General features: G+C 43.8%; 25 protein-coding genes and 1 tRNA gene. 18 read left to right on the top strand and 8 right to left on the bottom strand.

Translation table 11 applies throughout. The features are described 5' to 3' along the window. Window positions 1–315: 315 nt before the first annotated feature. From Q0K92_RS09770 to Q0K92_RS09755, 4 genes are all read right to left on the bottom strand, one after another. Window positions 316–1296 carry a sulfite exporter TauE/SafE family protein gene (locus Q0K92_RS09770; RefSeq protein ID WP_297325620.1) on the bottom strand — a complete coding sequence of 327 codons (981 nt, stop codon included), beginning with the start codon at window positions 1294–1296 and terminating at the stop codon, window positions 316–318. Window positions 1297–1473: 177 nt separating this feature from the next. Continuing rightward, window positions 1474–1674, bottom strand: coding sequence for a YbdD/YjiX family protein (locus Q0K92_RS09765; RefSeq protein WP_297325619.1), 201 nt, complete (start codon window positions 1672–1674; stop codon window positions 1474–1476). 18 nt (window positions 1675–1692) lie between these two features. Further along, window positions 1693–3765, bottom strand: a complete 2073-nt coding sequence (locus tag Q0K92_RS09760; protein ID WP_297325618.1) for a carbon starvation CstA family protein — start codon at window positions 3763–3765, stop codon at window positions 1693–1695. A 74-nt stretch (window positions 3766–3839) separates the two neighbouring features. Continuing rightward, window positions 3840–5222 carry an SLC13 family permease gene (locus Q0K92_RS09755; RefSeq protein WP_297325617.1) on the bottom strand — a complete coding sequence of 461 codons (1383 nt, stop codon included), beginning with the start codon at window positions 5220–5222 and terminating at the stop codon, window positions 3840–3842. Between the two features lie 273 nt (window positions 5223–5495). Here Q0K92_RS09755 and Q0K92_RS09750 point away from each other — a divergent pair, with 273 nt between their 5' ends. Then, window positions 5496–6011: a hypothetical protein gene (locus tag Q0K92_RS09750; protein WP_297325616.1), complete on the top strand. Its 516-nt coding sequence runs from the start codon at window positions 5496–5498 to the stop codon at window positions 6009–6011. Between the two features lie 78 nt (window positions 6012–6089). Next, window positions 6090–6827: a hypothetical protein gene (locus tag Q0K92_RS09745; protein ID WP_297325615.1), complete on the top strand. Its 738-nt coding sequence runs from the start codon at window positions 6090–6092 to the stop codon at window positions 6825–6827. Between the two features lie 132 nt (window positions 6828–6959). On the opposite strand, the gene rsgA is transcribed toward Q0K92_RS09745, so the two are convergent. The 3 genes from rsgA to Q0K92_RS09730 are packed head-to-tail and all read right to left on the bottom strand — an operon-like array spanning window position 6960 to window position 9444. Further along, window positions 6960–7853: a ribosome small subunit-dependent GTPase A gene (rsgA, locus tag Q0K92_RS09740; protein ID WP_297325614.1), complete on the bottom strand. Its 894-nt coding sequence runs from the start codon at window positions 7851–7853 to the stop codon at window positions 6960–6962. Then, window positions 7850–8191, bottom strand: coding sequence for a 4a-hydroxytetrahydrobiopterin dehydratase (locus tag Q0K92_RS09735; protein ID WP_297325613.1), 342 nt, complete (start codon window positions 8189–8191; stop codon window positions 7850–7852). Before Q0K92_RS09735 ends, rsgA begins: the two co-directional genes overlap by 4 nt. Window positions 8192–8193: 2 nt before the next feature. Beyond that, a complete protein-coding gene (locus Q0K92_RS09730; protein WP_297325612.1) occupies window positions 8194–9444 on the bottom strand; it encodes a M48 family metallopeptidase in 1251 nt (416 codons plus the stop codon). Between the two features lie 96 nt (window positions 9445–9540). Here Q0K92_RS09730 and orn point away from each other — a divergent pair, with 96 nt between their 5' ends. After that, complete coding sequence (gene orn, locus Q0K92_RS09725) at window positions 9541–10086, top strand: oligoribonuclease (protein ID WP_297325611.1); 546 nt, start codon at window positions 9541–9543, stop codon at window positions 10084–10086. 130 nt (window positions 10087–10216) lie between these two features. Continuing rightward, window positions 10217–10606, top strand: coding sequence for an EF-hand domain-containing protein (locus tag Q0K92_RS09720; RefSeq protein WP_297325610.1), 390 nt, complete (start codon window positions 10217–10219; stop codon window positions 10604–10606). An 86-nt stretch (window positions 10607–10692) separates the two neighbouring features. Here Q0K92_RS09720 and Q0K92_RS09715 read toward each other — a convergent pair whose 3' ends face one another. Continuing rightward, window positions 10693–12093 carry a pitrilysin family protein gene (locus Q0K92_RS09715; protein WP_297325609.1) on the bottom strand — a complete coding sequence of 467 codons (1401 nt, stop codon included), beginning with the start codon at window positions 12091–12093 and terminating at the stop codon, window positions 10693–10695. Window positions 12094–12169: 76 nt separating this feature from the next. Between Q0K92_RS09715 and ftsY the strand changes: the two genes are divergently transcribed. The 14 genes from ftsY to Q0K92_RS09645 all read left to right on the top strand — a co-directional run. Next, window positions 12170–13198, top strand: a complete 1029-nt coding sequence (gene ftsY, locus Q0K92_RS09710; RefSeq protein ID WP_297325608.1) for a signal recognition particle-docking protein FtsY — start codon at window positions 12170–12172, stop codon at window positions 13196–13198. 24 nt (window positions 13199–13222) lie between these two features. Next, on the top strand, window positions 13223–13876 hold the full coding sequence (ftsE, locus tag Q0K92_RS09705) for a cell division ATP-binding protein FtsE (RefSeq protein ID WP_297325607.1): 654 nt from the start codon (window positions 13223–13225) through the stop codon (window positions 13874–13876). Then, window positions 13873–14784, top strand: coding sequence for a permease-like cell division protein FtsX (gene ftsX / locus Q0K92_RS09700; RefSeq protein ID WP_297325606.1), 912 nt, complete (start codon window positions 13873–13875; stop codon window positions 14782–14784). The genes ftsE and ftsX overlap by 4 nt, the downstream gene beginning before the upstream one ends. Before the next feature lie 118 nt (window positions 14785–14902). After that, window positions 14903–15748, top strand: coding sequence for an RNA polymerase sigma factor RpoH (gene rpoH / locus Q0K92_RS09695; RefSeq protein WP_297325605.1), 846 nt, complete (start codon window positions 14903–14905; stop codon window positions 15746–15748). Between the two features lie 74 nt (window positions 15749–15822). Beyond that, window positions 15823–15915, top strand: a tRNA-Ser gene (locus Q0K92_RS09690). A gap of 199 nt (window positions 15916–16114) precedes the next feature. Continuing rightward, complete coding sequence (locus Q0K92_RS09685; RefSeq protein ID WP_297325604.1) at window positions 16115–17305, top strand: tyrosine-type recombinase/integrase; 1191 nt, start codon at window positions 16115–16117, stop codon at window positions 17303–17305. A gap of 356 nt (window positions 17306–17661) precedes the next feature. Continuing rightward, window positions 17662–17892, top strand: a complete 231-nt coding sequence (locus Q0K92_RS09680; protein ID WP_297325603.1) for a transcriptional regulator — start codon at window positions 17662–17664, stop codon at window positions 17890–17892. Between the two features lie 3 nt (window positions 17893–17895). Continuing rightward, window positions 17896–18816 (top strand): toprim domain-containing protein, encoded by a 921-nt coding sequence (locus Q0K92_RS09675; RefSeq protein ID WP_297325602.1) that lies wholly within the window; start codon window positions 17896–17898, stop codon window positions 18814–18816. After that, a complete protein-coding gene (locus Q0K92_RS09670) occupies window positions 18809–20635 on the top strand; it encodes a hypothetical protein (RefSeq protein ID WP_297325601.1) in 1827 nt (608 codons plus the stop codon). The genes Q0K92_RS09675 and Q0K92_RS09670 overlap by 8 nt, the downstream gene beginning before the upstream one ends. A 3-nt stretch (window positions 20636–20638) precedes the next feature. Beyond that, entirely contained in the window at window positions 20639–21004 is a 366-nt protein-coding gene (locus Q0K92_RS09665; RefSeq protein ID WP_297325600.1) for a hypothetical protein, read from the top strand. A 146-nt stretch (window positions 21005–21150) separates the two neighbouring features. Next, a complete protein-coding gene (locus Q0K92_RS09660; RefSeq protein ID WP_297325599.1) occupies window positions 21151–21771 on the top strand; it encodes a hypothetical protein in 621 nt (206 codons plus the stop codon). Between the two features lie 687 nt (window positions 21772–22458). After that, the gene (locus Q0K92_RS09655; protein WP_297325598.1) at window positions 22459–23913 is read left to right on the top strand and encodes a class I SAM-dependent DNA methyltransferase; all 1455 of its coding nucleotides are present in this window, start codon (window positions 22459–22461) and stop codon (window positions 23911–23913) included. Beyond that, on the top strand, window positions 23910–25103 hold the full coding sequence (locus Q0K92_RS09650; RefSeq protein ID WP_297325597.1) for a restriction endonuclease subunit S: 1194 nt from the start codon (window positions 23910–23912) through the stop codon (window positions 25101–25103). The genes Q0K92_RS09655 and Q0K92_RS09650 overlap by 4 nt, the downstream gene beginning before the upstream one ends. After that, window positions 25100–25477, top strand: a 378-nt coding sequence (locus tag Q0K92_RS09645; protein ID WP_297325596.1) for a hypothetical protein, incomplete at its 3' end; no start/stop codon positions are given. The genes Q0K92_RS09650 and Q0K92_RS09645, both read left to right, overlap by 4 nt.

Here is a 25477-nt window from a genome sequence, read left to right as displayed (position 1 = left end):
AGTGCTGCCCCTAACCGGAGCGCATTAAATTATCTTCTGGTTGAATCCATGATCTTGCATTGGAAGCCTGATTCTACAGTAATGGGGGCACACTAAGAATTTGAGATACTGATATTTATCATTCTTCAGCTTATTTTGTGGCGGTGTTTGAAGTACTCAATCTAAAATCAATAACAAACATGAGTCCTTAAAAAGGAATATCTGCAATTAAGATTTCTTTGATTCAAAATTTAGTATGCGCGTTAGTGCAATTTGGCTGATAGTGGAAGGCAATCTGCCGGAATCTGCGGATTGTGTTGCCGTAAGATTTATAATTTACAGCGTAATGAGCGCCTTATAAAGGTTATAAAAGCTTATTGTGGTAATTAAAACGCCAACAAGTATCAATAAGGTACGTGCGTGGAATTTCTTGCATAGATAGGCTGCAAAAGGTGCTGCAAATAGCCCACCGAATACCAAACCCACAATCAATGGCCAGGTGTCTGTTTCCATCAGTAAAGCAAAAACAGCCGCACTGGTTAATGTCAGAAAGAATTCTGCAAAATTGACTGAACCAATCGTGGTACGCGGATCAGTACCTGTGCCGACCAAAGTGGTTGTAACAATGGGACCCCAGCCGCCGCCACCCGCCGCATCCATGAATCCCCCAAAACATGCCAGTTTGCCGACATGTTTTGGGGCTTCTTTGCGGATACTTAGCTGACGGAAGGCTTTGCTAAGGATGTAAAACCCCAGCAATATCAAGTAACCGGATATGAAAGGTTTGAATAATGCGCTGTCGATATGAGTAATTAATAGTGCGCCTAATATACCTCCCAGCATTCCGGGTACCAGCAGGCGGGTAAATAATTGTTTGTTGACGTTGCCGAATTTGGCATGGGCAATGCCCGAAACACCGGTGGTGAAAATTTCAGCGATATGTACACTGGCACTGGCTGCAGCAGGACTTGCGCCGGATGCCAGTAGAAATGTGGTTGCAGTGACGCCATAGGCCATGCCTAGAGCACCGTCGATTACTTGTGCGAGAAAACCAACGGCAACAGCACTCCAGAAAATTCTGCTATCGAGCGTACTATTGATGATCTGCCAGCTATCGCTCCATTCCTGTGCAAGAAAAAAACGGCCGATCAAAAATGCAATGAGTAGAATTAAAACAATCACCGCAAACCAGACAGCAGCTCGTAAAAAAGGATGCGCATCCAGATGCGATACCGTATCTTCAATAGGCGGCAATCCTAATTGCTGATGCTCTTCATTGACCGAATTGGGAGTCAGATCAAGATTACGAATTTTCATGAAGTTATCTTTTTAATTTAAAAATGTACGGCAATATAACTAAACTTGAGAAAAATTTTAAATAACATTAAGTAATATGCTTATAACCAGTTGGCGGAGAAAAAACCGCAGCTAAAGTAAGAATGGGGATGAAGTCGCCCTCATCGTCTTTCGCTGCATGCTCTGATGTGAAATTTCCTAACAACAACGGCTGATTTTCCCATTGCCGCCATACCGCGCTTCCTGACGCTCGCGGAAAAATTCCTCATGAGACATAACGGGGCGATCGGGATGTGCATTTCTCATGTGAGCAACATACGTGCTGTATTCCGGCACGCCGACCATCAATCGCATGCTTTGTGAGAGTTGGCGCAGGGTTTGGGTGATTTTGTTGACCATAATTCGTTTCTCCAGTGTTTATTTCTCAGTAGTTGCATAAACAGGTGATAATTCAAAGGGCGCTTCTTTGGTAGTCGGATGGTTGATGACACGCGCCTGCAACACAGTTTTGATTCCAAAGAACAGCATACTGATGAGCACCGCCATAAAAAGACTAGCCAGTGATGCATTCACATAGTCGTTAAAAATAACCTGCTGCATTTGTTCGATGGATTTGGCGGGCGCCAGCACGATGCCTTCCGCTACTGAATCCCGGTATTTATTGGCATGCGCTAGAAAACCGATGCGCGGATTAGCGTCAAAAATCTTTTGCCACGCGGCTGTCAGTGTGCACACGCAAACCCACGTCACCGGGATAATAGTCACCCAGGCAAAACGATCCAGCTTCATTTTAAACAGCACGCAGGTACACAAAATCAGCGCAATACCCGCCAACATCTGGTTGGAAATGCCAAACAACGGCCACAGCGTATTAATGCCGCCTAATGGATCAACGACACCCTGATAGAGAAAATACCCCCAGCCGGCGACGCAGATACCGGTGGCGATCAGGCTGGCAACCAACGAGTCGGTACGTTTCATCGCAGGGATGAATGAACCCAGCAAATCCTGCAACATAAAACGCCCCGCACGGGTTCCGGCATCCACTGCGGTCAGGATAAACAGCGCTTCAAACAGAATCGCAAAGTGATACCAGAAAGCCATCATCGCAGTACCGCCAACTACTTCCGACAAAATCTGCGCCATGCCGACAGCCAGCGTCGGTGCGCCACCGGTTCGAGAAATGATGTTATGTTCGCCGACATTCTGTGCGGTTTGAGTAATCATCTCGGGCGTGACATAAAACCCCCACTGCGCGATGGTTTGCGCAGCCGATTCCGCCGTGGTGCCGATAATTGCCGCCGGACTGTTCATGGCAAAGTATATTCCCGGCTCCAGCGTTGCTGCAGCAACTAAGGCCATGATGGCGACAAACGACTCCATCAGCATCGCGCCATAACCGATAAAACGCGCATCGGTTTCCGTCTGAATCATCTTGGGTGTGGTGCCGGACGCGATCAATGAATGAAAACCGGATATCGCACCGCAAGCGATTGTGATAAACAGAAAAGGAAAAAGGCTACCCGACCAGACCGGGCCGGAGCCATCGACAAACTGGGTAAAGGCCGGCATTTTCAGTTGTGGTGAAATAACGATGACACCAACCGCTAACCCGACAATGGTGCCGATTTTCAAAAAAGTGGATAAATAATCGCGCGGTGCTAATAATAGCCAGACCGGCAAGACGGAAGCAATAAACCCGTAGGCAATCAGCGCCCACGTCAACTGCTCGCCTGTCAGCGTAAAAATCGCCGCCAGCGTAGGATCTTCCTGTACATATTGCCCGGCAACGATTGACAACATGAGTAACACAAAACCAATCAACGAAACTTCACCAATTGCGCATGGGCGAAGATAGCGCACATAAATTCCCATAAACAAAGCGATAGGAATAGTGGCAGCCACCGTAAAGGTTCCCCACGGGGATTCGGCCAGCGCTTTGACCACGATCAAAGCCAATACCGCGAGCAAGATCAGCATGATAAAAAACGCACCAAACATTGCAATCATGCCGGGTACCTGCCCAAGCTCCGACTTGATCAGGTCCCCCAGCGAGCGGCCATCGCGCCGGGTCGATATGAACAATACAATGAAATCCTGCACCGCCCCGGCAAATACCACGCCGGCCAACAGCCATAACATACCGGGCATGTAGCCCATCTGCGCTGCCAGGATCGGCCCCACCAGCGGACCTGCTCCGGCAATCGCTGCGAAATGATGCCCAAACAACACATATTTATTGGTCGGTACATGATCCAGACCATCATTATGCTTGTAAGCCGGTGTCATGCGGGTGGAGTCTAATTTCAATACGCTATTAGCAATGAACAGACTGTAAAAGCGATATGCAGTGATATAAACGCAGACTGCTGCGATGACGATCCAGATTGCACCGATGGATTCGCCGCGATTGAGTGCGATCACGGCGAATGCGGATGCGCCGGAGAGAGAAACTAGTAACCAGCCGAGTTTAGAAATTAAGTAATTCATTTGTTTTTCAGTGGAAGTGGGAGGGTAAATAAAAATAAATTGTAGTAGATTATCCGCACCATGAGTCGGCCTTGCTATACCACCCAAAAATAACAAACCAGCGTAATCACCACAACACCAATAAAATTCAGCGCCAAGCCTTCTCGCGCCATGTGGGTGATAGTGACATGACCGCTGCCGAAAACGATGGCGTTGGGTGCTGTTGCGACAGGCAGCATAAATGCGCAACTGGCACTCATCGTGGCGGGCACCATCAGCAAGCTGGGCTCGATGCCTGCTGCAAGCGCTGCGGGTGCCAGTATCGGCATCAATAAAATGGTTGTTGCGGTATTGCTGGTGGTCTCGGTCAAGAAGGTCACCATCAGTGCAATCAGCGCGATAATAATCAGCGGGTGTAAGCTGGCAAAAACAGCCAGTTGCTTACCGATGAAGCCGGAAAGGCCGGATTCGACGAAAGCTTGCGCGATGGCAATCCCTGCAGCAAAGAGAATCAGAATTCCCCAGGGTATTTTTTCAGCGGTCTTCCAATCGAGCAGTTTGCCGCCGTGTCCGTTAGGGACCAAAAACATGATCACGACAGCGATCAATGCCACAATCGCATCGTTGGCCCCTTTGAGATCAAACCAGGTGCTCCAACCACCGCAAGGCTCCTGACGTGTGACCCAGGCTAATGCGGTTATGCCGAAGATGATCAACACTCGCCGTTCTTCCGGCCGCCAATCGCCCACCGATGGAATCACCAATTCCCCGCGATAATTCAGCTTACGTGTCAGCCACAATCCGGCCAGCGGTATAAAAAGGAAAACGACCGGCAATCCCCAGCTCATCCACTGCGTAAAACTGATTGCTGTACCGGTAAATTTTTCATACTGCTGCATGAATACAAGATTGGGTGGCGTCCCAATGGGTGTGCCCAAGCCGCCGATGCTGCTGCCATAAGCAATCGCTAATAACAGTGGAATAGCTAATTTCTTATCGGGGCTTTGTGCAATCACAGCCAATGCAATCGGCAGCATCATCAATGTCGTCGCGGTATTGGATATCCACATGCTGAGTGCCGCAGTCGCAATCATAAAACTCAGCACGATACGGCGGCTGCTGGTTCCACCCACCAGATTGATCATACCCAATGCGATACGGTGATGTGCACCGGAACGTTCCATCGCCGCGGAGAGGATGAATCCGCCGAGCATCAATAGAATCAGTTCGTTGCCATAAGCTGTCGCTATTTTTTCCTGTGGTAAAACGCCGGTGAGCGGAAGAATCGCTAATGGAATGATTGCCGTGGCAGGAATCGGGATAGGCTCAAATATCCACCAGACAACACATAAAATCGCTATGGCAGCAGTCCAGCAAGCTTGTGCTTCCCAACCGGATTGGTTCATGCCGTATGCAACCGCGATTGCAAGCAGCGGACCGGCGATCAAAGCCCACTGCCGATTGGGGGTGATGGTCATGTAATGATGAAGGTTAAGGGGTGGAAAGCAGTAATAAAACCCAGCACAAAAAGTACTTGGCTTCTTTTTCTTTCCGCATCATGCCGGAGTGCAATTAGCACGTCAATCAATGTATACAAGGACAAAATCATTGGATGTGCTTTTTCTCACAGCGAATATAAAGGCAGAGTTATTAAAATTTACATTAGCAATTTCAAACTCGAAGAAGCTAGCCATATGCTCACTAAGTGAGTGAAATAAATTTTTTAAATAAACCAAAAAAGGGAAGCGAATATGAAAAAAAGAATGTGGAAACCGGTGGTAATTTTACTCGCTTCGACTGTCCTCGCGAGCTGCGCAACGATTATGGGTAAAAGCGCTCCTGAAACCCTGAATGTCCGCAGCACCCCTGATCAAGCAAATGTAGTTATTACGGATGAATCCGGCACTAAGATTTTTGAAGGTAAAACACCGACATCTTTACCGCTCGAGAAGAAAAAAGGTTTTTTTAGCGGTAAAAAATATGATGTCAAGATCTTAAAGGAAGGCTACTCTGAAAAAGTTGTTACAGTAGATACAAAAGTAGGTGGTTGGTATATAGGCAATCTTCTTTTTGGGGGTGTCATTGGCCTGCTCATCATTGATCCAGCCACCGGAGCCATGTGGACATTGAACACTAATGAAATTAATGTGACATTTGATGCATTAAAACAAAGCACGATAATTGAGCCTGACAAAGCAAACATCGTTCTTCTGCAGGATGTTCCGCTTTCTTTGCGTGACAAAATGATTAAAGTTCAACAACATTAAATGTGTTCATGTGGACAGGTACTGTGAATTTCTTCAGTATGCTAGGCGATCGGATTACTATCAAAAAGAGGCAATTTTATGGCAAATGGACAAGAAGTATTAACGCACCATGAACTAACCGTTGAGCAAGCCAATGAATTTATCATGGAAAATATTGAGCAACCTGAAGTTATTTTTAACGCTGCATCCGAGTTTGGAATCACAACCCAGCATCTTAGCGATATCACGGGGTATTCAACCGATGTCATCAGCAATTTTTTTGCGTCTTTTGGATTGGATACCAAGCTGCTTGACGAAGTAAAAATATTGTTTAACTCAGATTTGGGTGATTTGGCCAGTCTCGTTGAATTTAATGATCACAACGGGGTTTTATCAACAGCTTCACTCAGTGATCAAGTGAAACTTAATGTTGATCCATCGGATTACAGCACCTTTTATGAATCAGTATTCGACTATCAACAAGATGACGGTATCTATACTCCGGATGAATTAGGCGTTTCACATTTGGGTAATGTTCCTGCTACTGCTGAGAGCGTTGAATCACTGGTTTATGGCACATTAATAAACGTATACTCTGCACTTGATGAAACCGAGTTAAGCCAGCTTAAAGGTTTTTCTCACAACGAGAGTAATGTCAGCGAATATCGATCAATATTGACCGAGGCGCTGAGTGATTCAGCAAATAGAAGTGACCAGGACTTGGCCAATCTTATCGTCAACGAGACTGCATCGCTTATTGATGAATTCTGGAATGGTGACGTGGTTGTTACCGGCAATCTTGATCTCAGTATTTTAGGTTTGGCCGGTATAGCTTAGCAGGCTGTTAATGGATTATTGTGATAAGCCTTCGCCTAAAATAATTATTTTGCCGCATGAGTGCCACACTCTGGAATGGGGTGTGGTAAATGATACAGAGTACCGGTTAGGATTCTGAAGCTTACTAGATTATTAACGCAGCAGTCGATGATAAAAATCCAACCGCTTGGCATGAATTTTTCCTTCCTGAACCGCCTGCATCACAGCGCAACCAGGTTCTTTGGTGTGGCGGCAATTACTGAACTTGCATTGCCCGATATACGGGTGGAATTCGGTAAACCCCCATGCCAGATTCTCATCTTTAATATGCTGTAATCCAAATTCCTGGAATCCGGGAGAATCAATGATGGCACTGTCCGCATCCACATGATACAACTGTGAGTGCGTGGTGGTGTGGCAGCCGGAATCCAATGCTACCGAGATTTCTGCCGTGGCGCGTTTGGCTTGTGGAATCAGCATATTGAGCAATGTTGATTTGCCCATACCGGATTGGCCGGCCAATACACTGAGGTGGCCTTGCAAATAGGGCTGAAGCGCCGAAACATCTTGGAGCGCGCTGAGTTGTAATACGGGATAACCAAGATTCACGTAGAGCGACAGGGTATCCATTGCCACCCGGGTAGGTTCTGCGAGATCTGCTTTATTGAGCACAATCAATGCAGCAATATTTTCGCTCTCAACAGCGACCAGGCAGCGATTGATCAATTCTTCACTAAAGCTGGGAATCGCAGCCACCACAATGATGATTTGTGTCACATTGGCGGCAATGATTTTTTCCTTGAAGGCGTCACTGCGGTACAACTGTGATGTACGCGTTTTTATGCTTTCGATGACACCCTGCCCCGACGTGGTCAGTTGACATTCAACCTGATCGCCGCAAGCAATGCCGGTTTTCTTGCCACGCATTACACAGGATACAATCTCGCCGGTTTCAGTCTCAACGGAACAGTGCCTGCCAAATGTGGCGATAACCTGTCCGCTTAAGTGCTCCGTTTGCTGCTTAGCGTTATTGGAGCGAGCACTCAAATTGAAAACAGCTTGTCGATTTTGGCCGCGCAGATAAAATCATTCTCGGATAAGCCGCCGATCGCATGCGTCGTATACGTGACCACACATTGATTGTAACCCACCAGCATATCCGGATGATGATCTTCCCGGTGGGAAATCCATGCCACCGCATTCACAAATGCCATGGTTTGATAGTAATTTTTGAATGCATAGGTTTTACTGATTTGCTTATTTTGTAATTGCCATCCTTCAATTTGCTGCAAAAAGGCAGCAACGTCATCGGCAGACAACGGCGGCACACCACCTTCACAAGGTTTGCACTGCTTGGCAGTGAGATCACACACGATGTTGTTCATGATTACCCCTGACTTTGTAAATGTGCCACGCGGATGGCTGCCGGTGGGTGTGAGTCGTAAAAAGCGGAATGCAGCGGATCCGGCGTGAGTGTAGCAGCATTGTCCTGATACAGCTTGACGAGTGCATGAATCAGATCATCCGCGGATGAATTCTGTGCAGCATAGGCGTCAGCTTCAAATTCATGTTTGCGTGAGTAAATGCTCGATATCGGGTGCAGCAGAAAGGTGAACACCGGCATCACCAGGAAAAACAGCAACAATGCCATCGCGGTTGACGGTACGGTTGCAACCGGTACACCGAGGCCTGCATAAAACCAGCTTTGTCCCATCAAATATCCCAGTATCCACAGAAAAGCCAGGCTCATGGCAAACGATATCACAATGCGTTTGATCACATGGCGATGTTTGAAATGCCCTAATTCATGCGCTAATACCGCTTCGATTTCGCCTGGATTCAGGCGTGACAGCAGGGTATCAAAAAAAACGATGCGCTTGGTTTTGCCGAATCCGGTGAAATATGCATTGCCGTGATTGCTGCGGCGTGAGCCGTCCATGACAAACAATCCGCTGGCTTTAAAGCCGCATTTGTTCATCAGTTGTTCGATGCGCGTTTTGAGTGTGGCATCTTCCAATGGCGTAAATTTATTGAACAGCGGCGCAATCCAGGTGGGGAAGATCGCCAGAATGAACAAGTTGAAAGCGATCCAGGCAAACCAAGCATACAACCACCAACTTTCCCCCATTTTCTCCATCAACCACAATACGCAAAATAGCAAAGGCGCGCCCAGCAACAAACCCAGTGCGGATTGCTTGATCAGATCGATAAAAAACATGGCCGGAGTCATTTTGTTGAAACCATATTGTTCTTCGATCACAAAAGTGCGGTAATAACTCAATGGAATCTCAGCGGCGCTCATGATAAAGAAGGTGCTGATAATCAGCGCCATGCCATGCGCCAAAGGATCACTCAACCAGCCCGCCCAGAATTCACTGAGGGCACTTAAACCGCCACCCAGCGTAAAAACGAGCAGCAATACCACATGTAACAGTATGCTCGGATACCCCGCCCGTGTTTTGGCGCAGGTGTAATCCGCTGCTTTCTGGTGATCACTTAGACTGATCTGGCTGGCGAATTCTTCCGGCACCTTGTCCTGGTGGGCGCGTACATGGCGAATATGTCTGACTGACAACCAGATTTGGGTCATGGTTGTGAGTAGCAGCGCAATCAGAAAAATCAATGTAAAAGTTTGCATAGGTTATAAATTGAGTTAAAAGGTTTTTAACAGTGACGGACTAACGCCAATATGACACAATTAAACGCATTGCATTCAAAAAATATAGAAATCATTATGGCACAAGATAACAATAACCTCATCTGGGTCGACATGGAGATGACCGGACTCAATCCGGATACCGATCGTATCATTGAAGTGGCGTTGGTGGTTACCGACTCACAACTCAATACCATTGCTGAAGGTCCTGTTCTGGTAGTACATCAGCCCAACGAGATTCTGGATGGCATGGATAAATGGAATAAGTCCACACATTCCAAATCCGGCTTGATTGATAAGATTAAGGCGTCTTGTTTCAACGAAGCCGAGGTTGAAGCGAAGATGATCGAATTTCTAAGATTGCATGTGCCCTCCGGTGTGTCTCCCATGTGTGGTAATTCCATTTGCCAGGATCGGCGCTTTATGGTTCGCTCAATGCCACAACTGGAAACATACTTTCATTACCGCAACCTGGATGTCAGTACGCTCAAAGAACTGGTCAAGCGCTGGAAACCGGAAATTGCGTCAGGCTTAACCAAAGAAAGCAAACATGAGGCTTTGGCGGATATTTATGATTCCATCAATGAACTCAAGTATTACCGTCAACATTTTATCGTTGCCTGAACAGCACTGTTACCATTATTTATGTTTTCCGGCAGCTTGCCGAACTTTCCTGGTCTATTCAGTTTCTAAAAAGCGCAAGAAATGCTTCATCGTTCATTCTTTTTTACTAAACTTAGTTAGGAGAAACAAAATGCTGTATACAAGAAATATGAGCACGATCATCGCTGGAGCGGTATTTCTGCTCACATTCAGCGCATCGGCAATTTCTGCTGCGGATACCAAAGAAAGCGGTCACCAACATCAAAGCGGACAAGCGGCTGGCCATGGCGACATGAAATCGGGCGATCACCACGGTCATCAGTGCGGTCATAAAATGTCATCAGTGGATCTCAATAAAGATGGCAAAATCAGCAAGGAAGAATTCATGAAGCACCATGAAGCCATGTTTGATAAAAAAGATACCAATAAAGACGGTTTTCTGGATGATACAGAAATGCATCACATGATGGACAAGATGCATAAGCATGATCATGATCATGCTAAAGAGGGTGGCCATGCGCCGAGCGATACAAAAAAATAATGATCGCTTAAAAAGCTGAAAAGATCGCTATGTTACTCTGACAGTCACTTGATTTATCCCAAATAACTGTCAGAGCTTCAGCAAGTTCAATGCCTTAACCCACTGGTCGCCTTCGTGGGTACTTTTTGTTCCAATGGTTGCGGATCCAATACTGCTACGGTCAGGCTATCATCATTGAAATATTTTTTGGTTACATCGCGTATTTGTTCGGCAGTAACCGCTTTCAATTTTTCCAGTACGGTATCAATGTCACGATAAGACAATCCCATGCTTTCCAATCTTCCGATCTGCATGGCTTGCGAAAAAATAGAATCACGCTGATACACGTGACTTGCAACTACCTGAGCTTTAACACGCGCCAGCTCTTCTTCTGTCACACCCGCTTTAATGATTTTTTCGATCTCACCACGTAATGCCTGTTCCAGTTCTGCTACCGTTTTGCCTGCGCTGGGCACGGCGCTGAGAAAGAAAATGCTCGGGCCACGTGCCATGGCGCCATAACTTGCGTTTGCTGAATTGGCAATTTGATTTTCGCGCACCAATGATTTGTTCAGTCTGGCCGAAGCATGGCCATCCAATACACTTTCCAGCACTTCCAGCGCATAAGGTTCCCAATCTGTAGTGACGTTTCTAATCGCCGGTACATGATATGCCATGATGAGATAAGGCAATTCTGCCGGCGCTTTGACAGTGATCCGCTTGGTACCGAGTTGTGGCGGCTCAATTTGTGGTTTGCGTGTATCGATCGGTGATAATGGACGCTTTTCAATAACACCATAGTTTTTCTGTGCCAACCTGAATACTTCATTTGCGTCAACATCACCAACCACAACCAACGTGGCATTGTTAGGTGCATACCAGTGGTCATACCATGCCTGCGCATCTTCTACATGCATATTTTCCAAATCATTCATCCAACCAATAATCGGATTTTTGTAAGGATGCGCCTGGTAAGCAACAGCCATCATTTTTTCATAGAGTAAAGCGCGCGCCTGATCGTCAGTGCGCAATCGCCGCTCTTCCATAACCACTTTGATTTCTTTTTCGAACTCTTCCTTTGTTAGAATCAGGTTGCGCATCCGATCCGCTTCCAGTTCCATCGCCATGGGTAAATTACGTTTATGCAATTGCTGATAATAAGCGGTGTAATCGTAACTGGTAAAAGCATTTTCACGTCCGCCGGCAGCTGCGATCTTTTTTGAGAATTCACCATTCGGAACTTTTTCTGTGCCTTTAAACATCATATGCTCCAGCACATGAGCCACACCGGTTACGCCATTGACTTCGTCAATACTGCCCGCCTTATACCAGATTTGTGTCACTACGACAGGTGAGCGATGATCCTGTTTGACAATCAATTTCAACCCATTATCAAGCAGATACTCATGCGGATTGGCAAATACCGGGAATGCGATCAGCAGGTTTGCTATTAACAATCCAAAGAACGAAAAAAAGCGAGAAAAAGTAATACGGTAATCAGGTTTCATTTTTACTAACCTAAGTGTGAGTAAACAGAATAAAATTGCGCTTTGAGAATTCCAATGCATATTAGAGCCTACCAGAATGTTTAGTTTTTTTAAATCCAAAAAAAATCCTGCAGATCCTGCTGAAGCAGTGGATACACCGAATGCAGAACCAGAAGAATCTCGTCCCGATGAGTCAATAAGCTTCGCAAGCAAGCTTAAACAAAGTCTTGCACGCACCCGGCAGAATTTGGGCAAGCAGCTTTCAGGCCTATTTGGCGGCGGCAAGATAGACGAAGCGCTTTACGAAGAATTGGAAACTATTTTGTTAACTTCCGACATCGGCGTTAATGCAACGCACCAGTTACTTGAAAATCTGCGCAAACAAGTAAAGCGCGATGCCTTAACGGATGCTGTACAACTAAAACAAGTGCTTCAGGAATTGCTTATTGCCATGCTGGAGCCGCTTGCTCAGCCATTGGATACCACCGTCCAGAAACCTTTCGTCATCATGATAACAGGTGTCAATGGCGTAGGAAAAACAACTTCCATTGGCAAGCTTGCCAAATATTTCCAGACGCAAGGCAAATCAGTACTCCTGGCCGCCGGTGATACTTTCCGTGCGGCGGCACGCGAGCAACTGATTGCCTGGGGCGAACGCAATAATGTCACTGTCATCGCACCGGATAGTGATCCGGATAAAAAAAGTGACCCGGCTGCAGTGATTTTTGATGCGGTCAATTCAGCCAAAGCACGTGGCATTGATATTGTGCTGGCAGATACTGCCGGCCGTTTGACGACACAACTGCATCTAATGGAAGAAATTAAAAAAGTAAAACGTGTGATCGCCAAAGCCATGCCGGATGCACCGCACGAAGTGTTGCTGGTACTGGATGCCAACACGGGACAAAATGCAATCACTCAGGTTAAAGCCTTTGATGAAGCATTGCATGTTACCGGTTTGATCTTGACCAAATTGGATGGCACCGCCAAAGGAGGTGTCGTAGCCGCCATTGCCGGGCAATATCCACAGAATCCGCCGGCGTTACGTTTTATTGGTATTGGTGAGGGGTTGGATGATTTAAGGCCATTTGATGCAAGAGCGTTTGTCGAAGCGATGTTTGATTGATCGATTGATAACACGAACATAACTATGATCATCTTCAAGAATGTTTCCAAACGCTATCCGGATGGTTACGTTGCATTAAACAACATTGATCTGGCCGTTGCATCCGGTGAAATGGTATTTCTGACCGGTCACTCAGGTGCAGGAAAAAGTACCCTACTGAAATTAATCGCTGCGATAGAACGTCCGACCTCCGGCACCATTACGATCAGCGGACAAAACATCGCGCAACTCAAGCTTGGCGCAATTCCCTATTTGCGCCGTAAAATCGGCTTCATTTTCCAGGATCACAAGTTATTATTTGATCGCAATGTTTTTGACAATGTTTTACTACCATTACAAATCAGCAGTTTTGATAACAAAACGGTAGCCAGTCGTGTCCGCGCAGCACTGGATAAAGTTGGCTTGTTAAAAAAAGAAAAAGCCATGCCCATTGCGCTATCGGGTGGGGAAAGGCAACGGTTATGCATTGCCCGTGCAGTCGTCCATCGCCCGAACATTTTGATCGCCGATGAACCAACCGGTAATCTGGACGTTGAATATGCGCGCGATATCATGGCTATGTTCACGTCGTTCAATCAGGTGGGAGTCACCGTGTTGATAGCAACGCATGATGCTTCCTTACTGGAAGATACACAACATCGTATTCTGTCACTAAAACAAGGAAAACTGGCAGTATGATACGCGCTTGGCTGATGCAGCACGGGTTTGTATTTTTTATTACGCTCAAACGGCTGATTTCAACGCCGGTTACCAGCCTGCTTAGTATCATTGTGATGGGTATTGCCCTCAGTTTGCCGGCAGGTATTTATGTACTCATGGAAAACTTGCAATCCATTTCCGGGCAAACGGCAAGTTCTCCGCAGATGAGTTTGTTCCTTAAACTGGATGCCCAAAAAGAAGATATTGCAAGAATCAAACAGCAACTGGAAGAAAATCCGCAAGTCGTAAGCTTTCAGTTTGTTCCGAAGGATGTTGCATTGCGCCAGTTACAGCAAAGTAACGGGCTCGACGATATCACTGCCAGCTTGATACGTAACCCGCTTCCGGATGCCTTCATTGTGCATACACTGAAAGACACCGCTGAAACTTTGGAGCAATTACGGGTGGCAATGCAGCAATGGCCGGCAATCGAGCATGTGCAGTTTGATTCTGCTTGGGTAGAACGCCTGCACGCGCTACTCAAATTGGGGCGTTTTGTTGTACTTATGCTGGCAACCCTGCTGAGTATCGCGATTATTGCCATCATGTTCAACACGATTCGCCTGCAGATACTTACCAAGCAAGATGAAATCGAGATATCCAAATTAATCGGCGCAACCGATAGCTTTATTCGTCGCCCTTTCCTATATTTCGGTGCCGTTCAGGGATTGGCCGGTGGTGTTACTGCATGGTCTATCATTGCATTCACCATCGAAACGATCAATGCAGAACTTATTGAAATTGTTCAGCTTTATAACTTTGATTTGCATCTACAACACCTTTCTCCTGAAGACAGCATCAGCTTATTATTGTTTTCAGCTTGGTTAGGGTGGTTGGGGGCACGTTTATCGGTTGCAAGCCATCTCTGGCAAATTGAACCGAGATAAAATGGCGGTTCCGATAGCAAAACTTTTTGAAAAGTTGGCACTCTCATTTCCAGAGTGCTAGAATAAAAAATTAGAAAGATAAAGAGTAGGCATAGATTATCATCAGGAGATTATTATTATGACGAATGCTTTAACACTACCTGCAATGAGCGGAAGTATTGAAAGTTATATTCAGTCTGCTAATTCTTTTCCCATTCTTTCCCAAGAGGAAGAGACCAGCTTGGCGCGGCGCCTGTGGCGTGATGGCGATATTGAAGCTGCACAACAGTTAATATTGTCACATTTGCGTTTTGTGGTTGCCATCGCACGTGGTTACAAAGGATATGGTCTGCCACAAGCTGATTTAATCCAAGAAGGCAATATCGGTTTAATGAAGGCAGTCAAACGCTTTGATCCTGAACGCGGTGTACGTCTGGTATCGTTTGCGGTGCACTGGATCAAAGCAGAAATTCATGAATTCATCATGCGCAACTGGCGCTTGGTTAAAATAGCCACCACCAAGCAACAACGAAAATTATTTTTTAACTTGCGCAGCATGAAGCAAGGATTGGATACGATGAATCCGCAGGAAGTGGATGCAATGGCCGCACAATTGGGTGTCAAATCCGAAGAAGTCGTCGAAATGGAAAAGCGTTTCAATGGCTCGGATATTTCACTCGAACCCATGTCTGATGAAGAAGAAGGCACGTTCAGTCCAATCAGTTATTTAACGGATGGTACAGAACCGTCAAAAATTCTGGAAAGTGAGCAAAACAGACACTTGTGCGAAAAGAGCTTACAGCAATCCCTGGATTGTCTGGACGATCGTAGCCGTCACATCATTGAGGCTCGCTGGTTAAGAGAAAAAGATACAGCAACATTGCATGACCTGGCTGATGAATTAGGCGTATCAGCAGAACGTATTCGCCAGATTGAAGCCAAAGCCCTGCAAAAAATGCGCGGTGTTATTGCGACGCATGCGTGATATTAAACTTGCTTTATACTTGCGTGCGTTCAGTCAAAAATAAAGTAACAAAAGATAGATAATTCACAATCAATGGAGAGGTACCGAAGCGGCTATAACGGCGCTGACTCGAAATCAGTTGGTCAGGGTAACTTGGCACATGGGTTCGAATCCCATCCTCTCCGCCACTTATTTACCAATAGACACCCAGCAACACCAACAAGACCCGCATAAATGATAAGTTTAGCGGGTTTTTTGTTAACCATAGTCAATCATGTGAAATGTGAGTAACAAGATAAATTTGTGAGTAAGTTGGTGAGTAACTATAATACTCACTAGAAAGTTACTCACATATTTATGTAACCTACTGGTTGAGGGTGTTTTCACATGAAACTGACTGACCCAATCATTAAAGCTGCAAAACCCAAAGCGAAACCCTACTCTCTTCCAGATGGTCATGGACTTGTTCTATTGGTGCAAACTTCTAGTGCTAAATGGTGGCGATATCGTTATCGCTTTAGTGGCAAAGCTAAAATGCTCTCTATGGGCGTTTATCCTGATGTGACATTAAAAGAAGCACGTATTAGGTTAACGCGCTTCAAAGAATTACTCGCGCAGGGCGTTGATCCTTCCCAACACCGCCAAGAACAAAAGCAACTGGAAGCATTGGCGACTGAAAATAGTTTTGAATCTATCGCTCGTCTTTGGTGGGATCATTGGAAATTAGGTCAAACTGAACGACATGCCGGTTATACGATCAGGCGACTGCAAGCTGATATATTTCCTATTATCGGCAAAAAGTCTATTGCCGAAATCACCGCACCTATATTGATTATGGTGATAAAAAAGATCGAATCACGCGGTGCTTTAGATATTGCCAAACGTGCATTAACAACATGTGGTCAGATCATGCGCTATGCTGTAGCTCATGGACTGGCAGAACGCAATCCAGCCGCAGATATAAAACCTTCCGATGTACTGAAACCAAGCAAGAAAAACAACTATGCAAGGTTGGATCAAAAAGAATTACCCGAACTACTCCAAAAGATTGATACCTATGATGGGCAGCCATTAACCAAGCTTGCGCTGCAATTGATGGCATTTACTTTTGTGCGTACCAGTGAATTAATTGGTGCCAGATGGGATGAAATAGAACTGGATAATAAACTGTGGCGCATACCAGCAGAGCGCATGAAGATGAAAACACCGCATATTGTGCCCCTATCCGATCAGGCAATTGCCATATTGGATAAAATCAAGAATTTGGCAGCCGATCAAATCTTGCTATTTCCAAGTGAACGCAGGGATGGCAAGTCAATGAGCAACAACACCATTTTGTATGCTCTTTATCGACTTGGGTATCACTCCCGCATGACTGGCCACGGATTCAGAGGAATAGCTTCAACAATCCTTCATGAGCGCGGCTATAACCATGATCATATTGAATTACAACTGGCACACGCAGAACGCAACCAAGTATCAGCAAGCTATAACCATGCTTTATATCTTGAACCACGGGCGCGATTGATGCAGGATTGGGCGGATTATTTAGATGCAATAAAAACTGGGAAAAAATAGTTTTCTTGTGTCTGTAGGAGTTTGCAAGAAAATTGCGATACAGATAAGGAGGTTTTTTTGCCACAAACCATGCGCGATGCATTGTAGTTTGCTATTATTAGCAACAGATATTTTATAATAGCAAAAAATCATCAAAGAACTGTTCTTTAATGATTAAAAGCTAATACAGGTATATGTTTGCTTCTTTACATCTTATTTATGTTACGTATTACTCATTTGGCGATGAGTTATTAATATAAACATTTAAACATTACTTGTCAATAATTGTTTAAAGAATAGACAAGAAATGAACAAGGCTGGATAGAGGAAACAGCTACCTGATTGATAAATATCATTTGTTAATCAAAGGAGCTTAAATGAATAAAAATAAATCAGGTGTAACACCTGAAGTGTTACCTCTTACGGGCAAAAGTCGCTATAAAAAATTTGCCCCATTCAGTCCCGTTTCTCGTGAGAAATTCAGACAATTATCATTAGAAGGCAAAGCACCGCAACCGGAAAGAATGGGCATCCGCTGCACCTTCTATGATAACGCAGAACTGCATAAATGGCTGGCCGACCCAATCAACTATCGGGTGGAGGGGTAAGCTATGCTCAGAAATGCAAAAGCCACCGGGCAGGTGGCTTCAGGTAAGGCATTTAATCAGTACGTAAATTATACCAATATTGGTATAGATTTACAATTTCTAGAAGCTATACAATCCGCGGGAATTAACTATTCTGGCGAGATTATTGCGGATAGCAAACTTCATAGATTCCATATAGAAAGCCACAAACGCGGAAGCAAAAACGGCGCGTATGTTCTTCATGCAGATAAATGCCCAGCAGGCTGGTTTATGGATTACAAATCCGGGATATCTCAAACATGGAGGTTTAACGGCAATTCCCGTATTTCCTATGCACTGAGTAAGCAGATCAAGGAAGCTAAGAGGCAGCGTGAGGCGGAAATACACCAGAAACAAGAAGCAGCCGCGAAGAAGGCGATTTATATCTGGGATAAATCCACACCAATCACCCAGCAAGAGGATCATCCCTACTTAATCAAGAAACGCATTCAGCCGCATAGCGCAAGACTCTATCGTCATGCATTGGTAATTCCTATCTATAACGAATCGGATCAACTGGTGAATCTGCAATTCATCTCGCTAGAGGGTGAAAGAAAATTATTTTTATCTGGTGGAAGGAAGCGCGGCTGCTTTCATATCATCGGTGATTTATCAGAAAAGCTATTGATCTGTGAAGGGTTCGCTACTGGTGCCAGTCTTTATGAAGATTCTGGACAGCGTGTAATTGTTGCGTTTGATGCTGGCAATCTCTTACCAGTAGCCAAGAATATCCGTGAGCTATCACCAGATGTTGAGATTATTATTTGTGGCGATAATGATCTCTCTAGTGTTGGTCAAGACAAAGCAAAAGAGGCTGCATTAGCTATTGGTGGAAAAGTGCTAATTCCGCCACTTCCAGGAAAAGACTGGAATGATTTGATTGCGGGAGGTTACCAACATGGATAATCAAGAAAACAATAATTTTCCTGATGAAATAGTTTCAGGTGACATTGCCAATGTTACCAACCTTGCCGCGGTAAACTTAGATGATGGGATCGACCCCAAAGTACAAGACCTGAAAGATGCGTTATCGATAGCGTATGCAGTAATTGCGAAATGCAAAGAAAATCCCGGTTCATTATTCGAGCCTGAGTTTATCAAAGCGGTAAAAACTGTCAGAGTTCTTTCACAAAAGGATTGGGCAAATATAAGGGTTTCGATCAAGCAAAATAAACCCAGTGGAATATTGCTTGCAGATATTGATAGTCAAACAGACCCTATGCAAAACGGGCAAGGACAGCGCAATTCTGATGCTGACATCATTCTTGAAGTCCTAGATGAAAAGCCACTCCTTCATGATGAAGATGCAGATAAAACCTTCATTGAAGATGATGAAAGAATCTATCGGATTGGTTCACAACCATTTACTGAATGGGTAAGCCACAAGTACTTCAGAGAGTTTGGCCGTTCTGTAAGTGAATCAGCCATCAAGCAGGTAGCTTTCACGCTTACTGGTCACGCAAAACATGACGGTATCAAGAAACGTGTCTACATAAGAGCGGCAAATCATCAAGATGCTATCTATATCTTTATGGGTGATGGGGACTGGCAAAGCATCAAGGTGACGGCCTCAGGATGGAACCTAGATTCTGAATCTCATATTAAGTTTTGGAAACCTGGATCAATGCTTGCCCTTCCAATGCCGGTATCTGGTGGGAAAATTGATGATCTATGGGAATATCTTAATATCAGTGGCGATTATAGGTTGCTCGTTTTAGCATGGATGTTGGAAGCATTCAGATCAGAAACACCTTTTCCAGTCTTGGCTTTAAATGGTTTGCAGGGTACGGCAAAATCATCAACACACAAGCGAATCAGGCAATTAATTGATCCCAGCGGCTGTGATCTTCGGGCTGCACCGAAGGATATTCAAGATATTTATGTAAGCGCGGGTTCTAATTGGATTGTTTCTTTTGAAAATATCTCACGGCTGTCCGCGCAGCAACAGGACGCGCTTTGTACTTTGGCTACTGGTGGCGGTTTTTCAACTAGAACCTTATACACCAATGATGATGAGACCACTATCAATGTTAAACGACCGGTGATAATCAATTCGATTCCGGTAGTAATTACGGCGCAGGACTTAACAGACCGTGTACTGAATATTGAATTGCAGAGGCTTGAAACTTACCGGGATGAAATCGAAATTAATGCTAAGTTTGAAGCAGCAAGGCCGAAACTCTTCGGTGCTTTGCTAGACCTTCTCGTTAAAACCTTGGCAAAGTTACCTTACGTCAAACTAAACAAACCACCAAGGATGGCAGATTTTGCAAGATTTGGTGAGGCGATGGCGCAGGCAATGGGGCATGAGGTTGGAGCATTTGAACGAATCTTCAAGAAAAACAGAAACGAATCAGTTTCAAGGGCAATGGAAGCTTCACCCGTTGCCGTGGCAGTTCGTGAAATGGCAGAAAACTGTCATAGCGAAGTCGTTTTTCATGGAACCGTGAAGCAGCTATATGACAGACTAAAGAATGATCAGCATTCATTGGAGAGTTGGCCACGATCGCCTAGAGGTTTAGGTGATGCCATCAGAAGGCAAACACCGGCACTTGATTCTATTGGTGTGAGTGTGGTGCAAGGTGGCATTGAACGAATAAACGGTGATCGCGGCATTTCAATCACAATCAAAAAAATATTATCTGACAATGACGGCAACATTGGCAATGTCGTTTCAGACTTATCCGTTAGAACAAATAATTTTTCTGAATCTATAAGGATTTAATAAATGGATGCCATCGAAATTATTAAATACCTGAGAGAGCAAGATTTTAGTATTAAAGCTGACGGTGAATACCTTGAATTATCGCCACCGGAAAAAATAACGGAGGAACTGCTTCAACGACTTCGCTTACATAAGCCAGCGATTCTCTTAGAACTCAAACGGGAAAAACGGCGGATGAGAGTATTAACTATGCTGGCAGAAAATTCAGGTTCAGAGCGGGCAATCATCAGTGATTCAAATTTTGATCCAGCAAGCGTAATTCTAGCTATTGCAATCAGAGATCAGTACACATTTGAATTGCTTTTACCACGAGAAAAATATGATGCATTCTTTTTATTAGAGGTAATTGAGAAAGGGCAGATTCAATAAATTGATAATGAAATGCAGTATAAAAATAGCTTACTTAAGCAGACACTCCCCCAGGGTGTAAATCTCTACAGGAAACAAATTCAAGTAACCTGACATGGAGACATACAGAGAATTTTTTCTCGCCATACAAATCAATAAAGGTAACTATGACGATTAGCAAGAAACCTACAAAGCAAAACCCCCAATCTATTAATATAAAGGTCAACCAGAATAAAAGTGACCAGGGCAAAATGGCTGAAGTGCAGCTATGTCCTACTATACTAAATACAATAACAACCCAATGCTTTACTAAATCAGTAATTGGCGAAGTAGATTTAACTGAAGCTATAGAGGTGATGAAAGTGAAATCAGATACGATCATTGCGGGTGATTTAAGTGAACTCGAATCGACACTAAGCGCGCAAGTGGCCTCACTCAATGGAATATTTACCACACTGGCAAGACGATCAGCGAATTGTGAATATTTGAATCAAATGGAAACAAATTTACGGTTAGCCCTGAAAGCACAAGCACAATGCGCCCGAACCGTTGAGGTATTGGCAGCAATGAAAAATCCGCCAATAGTCTTTGCCAAGCAAGCCAATATTGCACAAGGACACCAGCAAATTAATAACAATCAATCCCCTTCGCACGCAGGAAAAACAATTAATTCGTCAAACGAACTATTAAGCGAGGCTGAACATGCGACACTGGACACCCGAGGAACGATTGAAACAGGCAGCTTTAATCAGGAATTGGCAGCCGTGGAAACAGTCGACAGGCGCTAAAACATTCGAAGGCAAGGCCAGATCAAGCCGGAATGCTTATAAGCACGGATTAGGAAAACTGCAAAAAGAAATAAGCCGGTTATTGAAAGAACATAGAAAGGCGATTGAGGTAATTAGCTAGCTTTTATAGAAAGAGCTTTCAATGCCGACGATATCATCATATTTAGTATGAGTAATTTTAGTTACCCACAGTTTCTGTGGATAACTTTGTGTATAACCATCTTGCCTGAACGCTTAACTTGTAAATTTCTAAGGATTTTCCTTAGATTGCTTAATTATTTAACATATTAGTTATGTGACATTTATCATATAGTTACGGGATACTTTTCTTCTTGACGTGAAGTTATGTAATGTAATTTTTTATTTTGTTCAAACTGTGGGTAACTTTTGAATGTCAAGTAAATTATTTATTTATGTGCGATGCTTTTTCATTCAATAAGTTGTAAATAATTACAATTTTGCTTATCTGTTTTTTGTTATCGACCGTAATTTAAATAACTTGAAATATTTTTTACAATTCGATTGATGTACATTGAATAAGTAAGAATAGCGAAATCAAGCCGTAATGGTTATAAGTATGGATCAAGTAAGCTACAAAAGAAGCATGAAAAATGTATGATTATCAGCCTTACAAAATCTGCCCAAACACCCGCCAATCAAAAAGAATAAGAAACCAAATAAATATACATGTTTGAACAGACCTTTAAAAATATAGACGACATACTACACAAAGATGCAGGTTGCAGCAGCGAACTTGATTATGTAGAGCAAACATCCTGGGTGTTGTTTTTGAAATATCTGGATGATCTGGAAAAAGACAAAAGAACAGCAGCCGAACTCACAGGAAAAACTTACACAACCATTATTGCTCCAGAATACCAATGGAACGTATGGGCTGTGCCTAAAAACAAAGAAGGCAAGCTAGACCACCACAAAGCATTAACAGGTGATGACCTCAAAGACTTTGTTGATCGTACCCTTTTCCCCTATCTTAAGAAGTTTAAAACCGATGCAGTCAGTGCCGATACGATTGAATACAAAGTCGGGGAGATTTTTAGCGAACTGAAGAACCGCATACAAAGTGGCTACAATTTGCGGGAAGTCATTAACCGTATTGATGAACTGCGATTTAGAACTCACGCTGAAAAGCATGAGATGAGTCACCTTTATGAGGATAAGATCAAGAATATGGGTAACGCAGGGCGCAATGGCGGTGAATACTACACGCCACGCCCTTTGATTAAAACCATCGTAAAAGTGGTTGCGCCTAAAATTGGCGATAAAATCTATGATGGTGCTGTAGGAAGCGCGGGCTTCTTGTGTGAAGCATTTGATTATCTCAATGACAAGAAAAGCCTCAGCACCAGTCAAACCGAGATACTTCAGAAGAAAACCTTTTACGGCAAAGAAAAAAAGTCACTGGCGTATATCATTGGCATCATGAATATGATTCTGCATGGCGTGGAAGCTCCCAACATTGTGCATACCAATACCCTTGCCGAAAACCTCGCTGATATACAGGAAAAAGACCGTTACGATGTAGTGCTTGCCAATCCGCCTTTTGGTGGAAAGGAACGCGCCGAAGTGCAGCAAAACTTTCCGATTAAGACAGGCGAAACCGCTTCATTGTTTTTGCAGCATTTTATCAAGATACTGAAAGCAGGCGGCAAAGCAGGCGTGATCATTAAAAACACCTTCCTGAGCAATACCGATAATGCCAGTATCAGCTTGCGTAAACTCTTACTGGAAAATTGTAATCTGCATACGGTATTGGATTTGCCGGGCGGAACGTTTACCGGTGCAGGCGTAAAAACAGTGGTGTTGTTTTTTGAGAAAGGCGCACCTACCGAGAAAGTATGGTTTTACCAATTGAACCTTGAACGCAATTTGGGAAAAACCAATTCGCTGAACGAGAAAGATTTATCTGAGTTTGTAGCATTACAAAAAACCTTTGCTGATAGCGAGAACTCATGGAGCATCAATGCGAAAAACATTGATCAGACTACCTTTGATCTGAGTGCCAAAAACCCCAACAAAAAAGAAGCCACAGCCTTACGGCAACCGCAGGAAATTTTGCAAGCAATGAGAGCCTTGGATAAAGAAAGCGCAGAAATATTAGACTCAATTTTGGATTTGGTATGAAGCAAGGTTGGGAAATAAAAAAGTTAGGGGAAGTATGTAGATTCATAAATGGCCGTGCCTATTCTAAGCATGAATTATTGCAGCAAGGGAAATATCCTGTTTTAAGAGTGGGAAACTTTTTTACAAATAATCACTGGTATCACTCAGACTTAGAATTAGATGAAGACAAATATTGTGATTATGGAGATTTACTATACGCATGGTCTGCTTCGTTTGGTCCCAGAATTTGGGAAGGAGCGAAAGTTATTTATCACTATCATATTTGGAAGGTAATTCCCAATACCGAACTAATTACAAAAGAGTTTTTGTTTCAATTATTAAAATGGGATACAGAGGCGATAAAGACAGCTCATGGAACTGGTGCAACTATGATGCATGTTGGTAAAAACTCAATTGAAACTAGATTAGTTCCACTCCCCCCACTCCCCGAGCAACAACGCATCGTAGCCATCTTAGATGAAGCCTTTGCCGCCATAGCTAAGGCAAAAGCCAATGCCGAACAAAACCTCAGAAACGCCAAAGAACTTTTTGAGAGTTATTTGCAGAATACATTTAAGTCTAAAATTCAAGGTGAGATAAGCAATGCAATAGACAATCTATGCGAGTTAATTGTGGATTGCGAACACAAAACTGCACCAATTCAAGAAACAGGATATCCTTCAATCAGAACACCAAATATTGGCAAAGGGACTTTGATTTTAGACAATGTAAATAGGGTATCTTATGAAACATATTTGCAATGGACAAGACGAGCAATTCCTAAAGCTGATGATTTGATTTTGGCAAGAGAAGCTCCAGCTGGAAACATAGCAGTTATTCCTGAAAACCTAGAATGCTGTTTAGGTCAAAGAACTGTTCTTATTCGACCGAAAAAAGACAAGCTTATTTCAAAATATCTGGCATATTTGATTTTATCCAAAGATGTGCAAGAAAAATTGCTTTTACATTCAACTGGCGCAACGGTTGAGCATATCAATATGAGAGATATTAGGGCATTTAGAATTTATAATCTTTCATCAATTCAAGAACAAAGAATTATCGTTCAGAAACTCGATGCCCTCAGTGCCGAAACCAAAAAACTAGAAACCATCTTCCAACAAAAAATAAATGATCTTGAAGAGCTGAAGAAATCTATCCTTCAAAAAGCATTTAATGGCGAATTGAAAGCTTCAAAAGAAGTAGCCGCATGAACGAAGAAAAAATAAATAAAAGCTTCAGACATTCGGCTGCATTTGGTAAGCGAATAGAATATTATGTAATTGGCTTAATGCTCAAGGAAGGTCTTGACGTGTATTTGCCAATGGTTGATGACGATGCCATTGATGCTGTAATCAAAAAACTTGATGGTTCTTTTGTAGAAGTACAAATCAAAGCCCGTTCAAAGGAAGTTAAATTTGGCACGGCTGCATTCTTTTCAGCTATCCCGCATAAATACCGGTTAAATTATTGGTTTGTTTTCTACTCTGAGCGCATGGATAAACTATGGATTTTATCTTCAAAAGACTTTATCAAAGAGGCCATTCCATACAAAAAAGGAAATAATGTAGGAAAGCATGCAATTTTG

Source organism: Nitrosomonas sp. (assembly GCF_024282095.1).
GTDB lineage: Bacteria > Pseudomonadota > Gammaproteobacteria > Burkholderiales > Nitrosomonadaceae > Nitrosomonas.
Note: the sequence above shows the minus strand (reverse complement) of the source record. Positions and strands in the feature narration are given on the sequence as shown.

What these genes read in the sequence shown, in the direction of transcription:
- Q0K92_RS09770 (WP_297325620.1), bottom strand. Translation starts at nt 1,296, where the DNA reads ATGAAAATTCGTAATCTTGATCTGACTCCCAATTCGGTCAATGAAGAG.
- Q0K92_RS09765 (WP_297325619.1), bottom strand. Translation starts at nt 1,674, where the DNA reads ATGGTCAACAAAATCACCCAAACCCTGCGCCAACTCTCACAAAGCATG.
- Q0K92_RS09760 (WP_297325618.1), bottom strand. Translation starts at nt 3,765, where the DNA reads ATGAATTACTTAATTTCTAAACTCGGCTGGTTACTAGTTTCTCTCTCC.
- Q0K92_RS09755 (WP_297325617.1), bottom strand. Translation starts at nt 5,222, where the DNA reads ATGACCATCACCCCCAATCGGCAGTGGGCTTTGATCGCCGGTCCGCTG.
- Q0K92_RS09750 (WP_297325616.1), top strand. Translation starts at nt 5,496, where the DNA reads ATGAAAAAAAGAATGTGGAAACCGGTGGTAATTTTACTCGCTTCGACT.
- Q0K92_RS09745 (WP_297325615.1), top strand. Translation starts at nt 6,090, where the DNA reads ATGGCAAATGGACAAGAAGTATTAACGCACCATGAACTAACCGTTGAG.
- Q0K92_RS09735 (WP_297325613.1), bottom strand. Translation starts at nt 8,191, where the DNA reads ATGAACAACATCGTGTGTGATCTCACTGCCAAGCAGTGCAAACCTTGT.
- Q0K92_RS09730 (WP_297325612.1), bottom strand. Translation starts at nt 9,444, where the DNA reads ATGCAAACTTTTACATTGATTTTTCTGATTGCGCTGCTACTCACAACC.
- orn (WP_297325611.1), top strand. Translation starts at nt 9,541, where the DNA reads ATGGCACAAGATAACAATAACCTCATCTGGGTCGACATGGAGATGACC.
- Q0K92_RS09720 (WP_297325610.1), top strand. Translation starts at nt 10,217, where the DNA reads ATGCTGTATACAAGAAATATGAGCACGATCATCGCTGGAGCGGTATTT.
- Q0K92_RS09715 (WP_297325609.1), bottom strand. Translation starts at nt 12,093, where the DNA reads ATGAAACCTGATTACCGTATTACTTTTTCTCGCTTTTTTTCGTTCTTT.
- ftsY (WP_297325608.1), top strand. Translation starts at nt 12,170, where the DNA reads ATGTTTAGTTTTTTTAAATCCAAAAAAAATCCTGCAGATCCTGCTGAA.
- ftsE (WP_297325607.1), top strand. Translation starts at nt 13,223, where the DNA reads ATGATCATCTTCAAGAATGTTTCCAAACGCTATCCGGATGGTTACGTT.
- ftsX (WP_297325606.1), top strand. Translation starts at nt 13,873, where the DNA reads ATGATACGCGCTTGGCTGATGCAGCACGGGTTTGTATTTTTTATTACG.
- rpoH (WP_297325605.1), top strand. Translation starts at nt 14,903, where the DNA reads ATGACGAATGCTTTAACACTACCTGCAATGAGCGGAAGTATTGAAAGT.
- Q0K92_RS09685 (WP_297325604.1), top strand. Translation starts at nt 16,115, where the DNA reads ATGAAACTGACTGACCCAATCATTAAAGCTGCAAAACCCAAAGCGAAA.
- Q0K92_RS09680 (WP_297325603.1), top strand. Translation starts at nt 17,662, where the DNA reads ATGAATAAAAATAAATCAGGTGTAACACCTGAAGTGTTACCTCTTACG.
- Q0K92_RS09675 (WP_297325602.1), top strand. Translation starts at nt 17,896, where the DNA reads ATGCTCAGAAATGCAAAAGCCACCGGGCAGGTGGCTTCAGGTAAGGCA.
- Q0K92_RS09670 (WP_297325601.1), top strand. Translation starts at nt 18,809, where the DNA reads ATGGATAATCAAGAAAACAATAATTTTCCTGATGAAATAGTTTCAGGT.
- Q0K92_RS09665 (WP_297325600.1), top strand. Translation starts at nt 20,639, where the DNA reads ATGGATGCCATCGAAATTATTAAATACCTGAGAGAGCAAGATTTTAGT.
- Q0K92_RS09660 (WP_297325599.1), top strand. Translation starts at nt 21,151, where the DNA reads ATGACGATTAGCAAGAAACCTACAAAGCAAAACCCCCAATCTATTAAT.
- Q0K92_RS09655 (WP_297325598.1), top strand. Translation starts at nt 22,459, where the DNA reads ATGTTTGAACAGACCTTTAAAAATATAGACGACATACTACACAAAGAT.
- Q0K92_RS09650 (WP_297325597.1), top strand. Translation starts at nt 23,910, where the DNA reads ATGAAGCAAGGTTGGGAAATAAAAAAGTTAGGGGAAGTATGTAGATTC.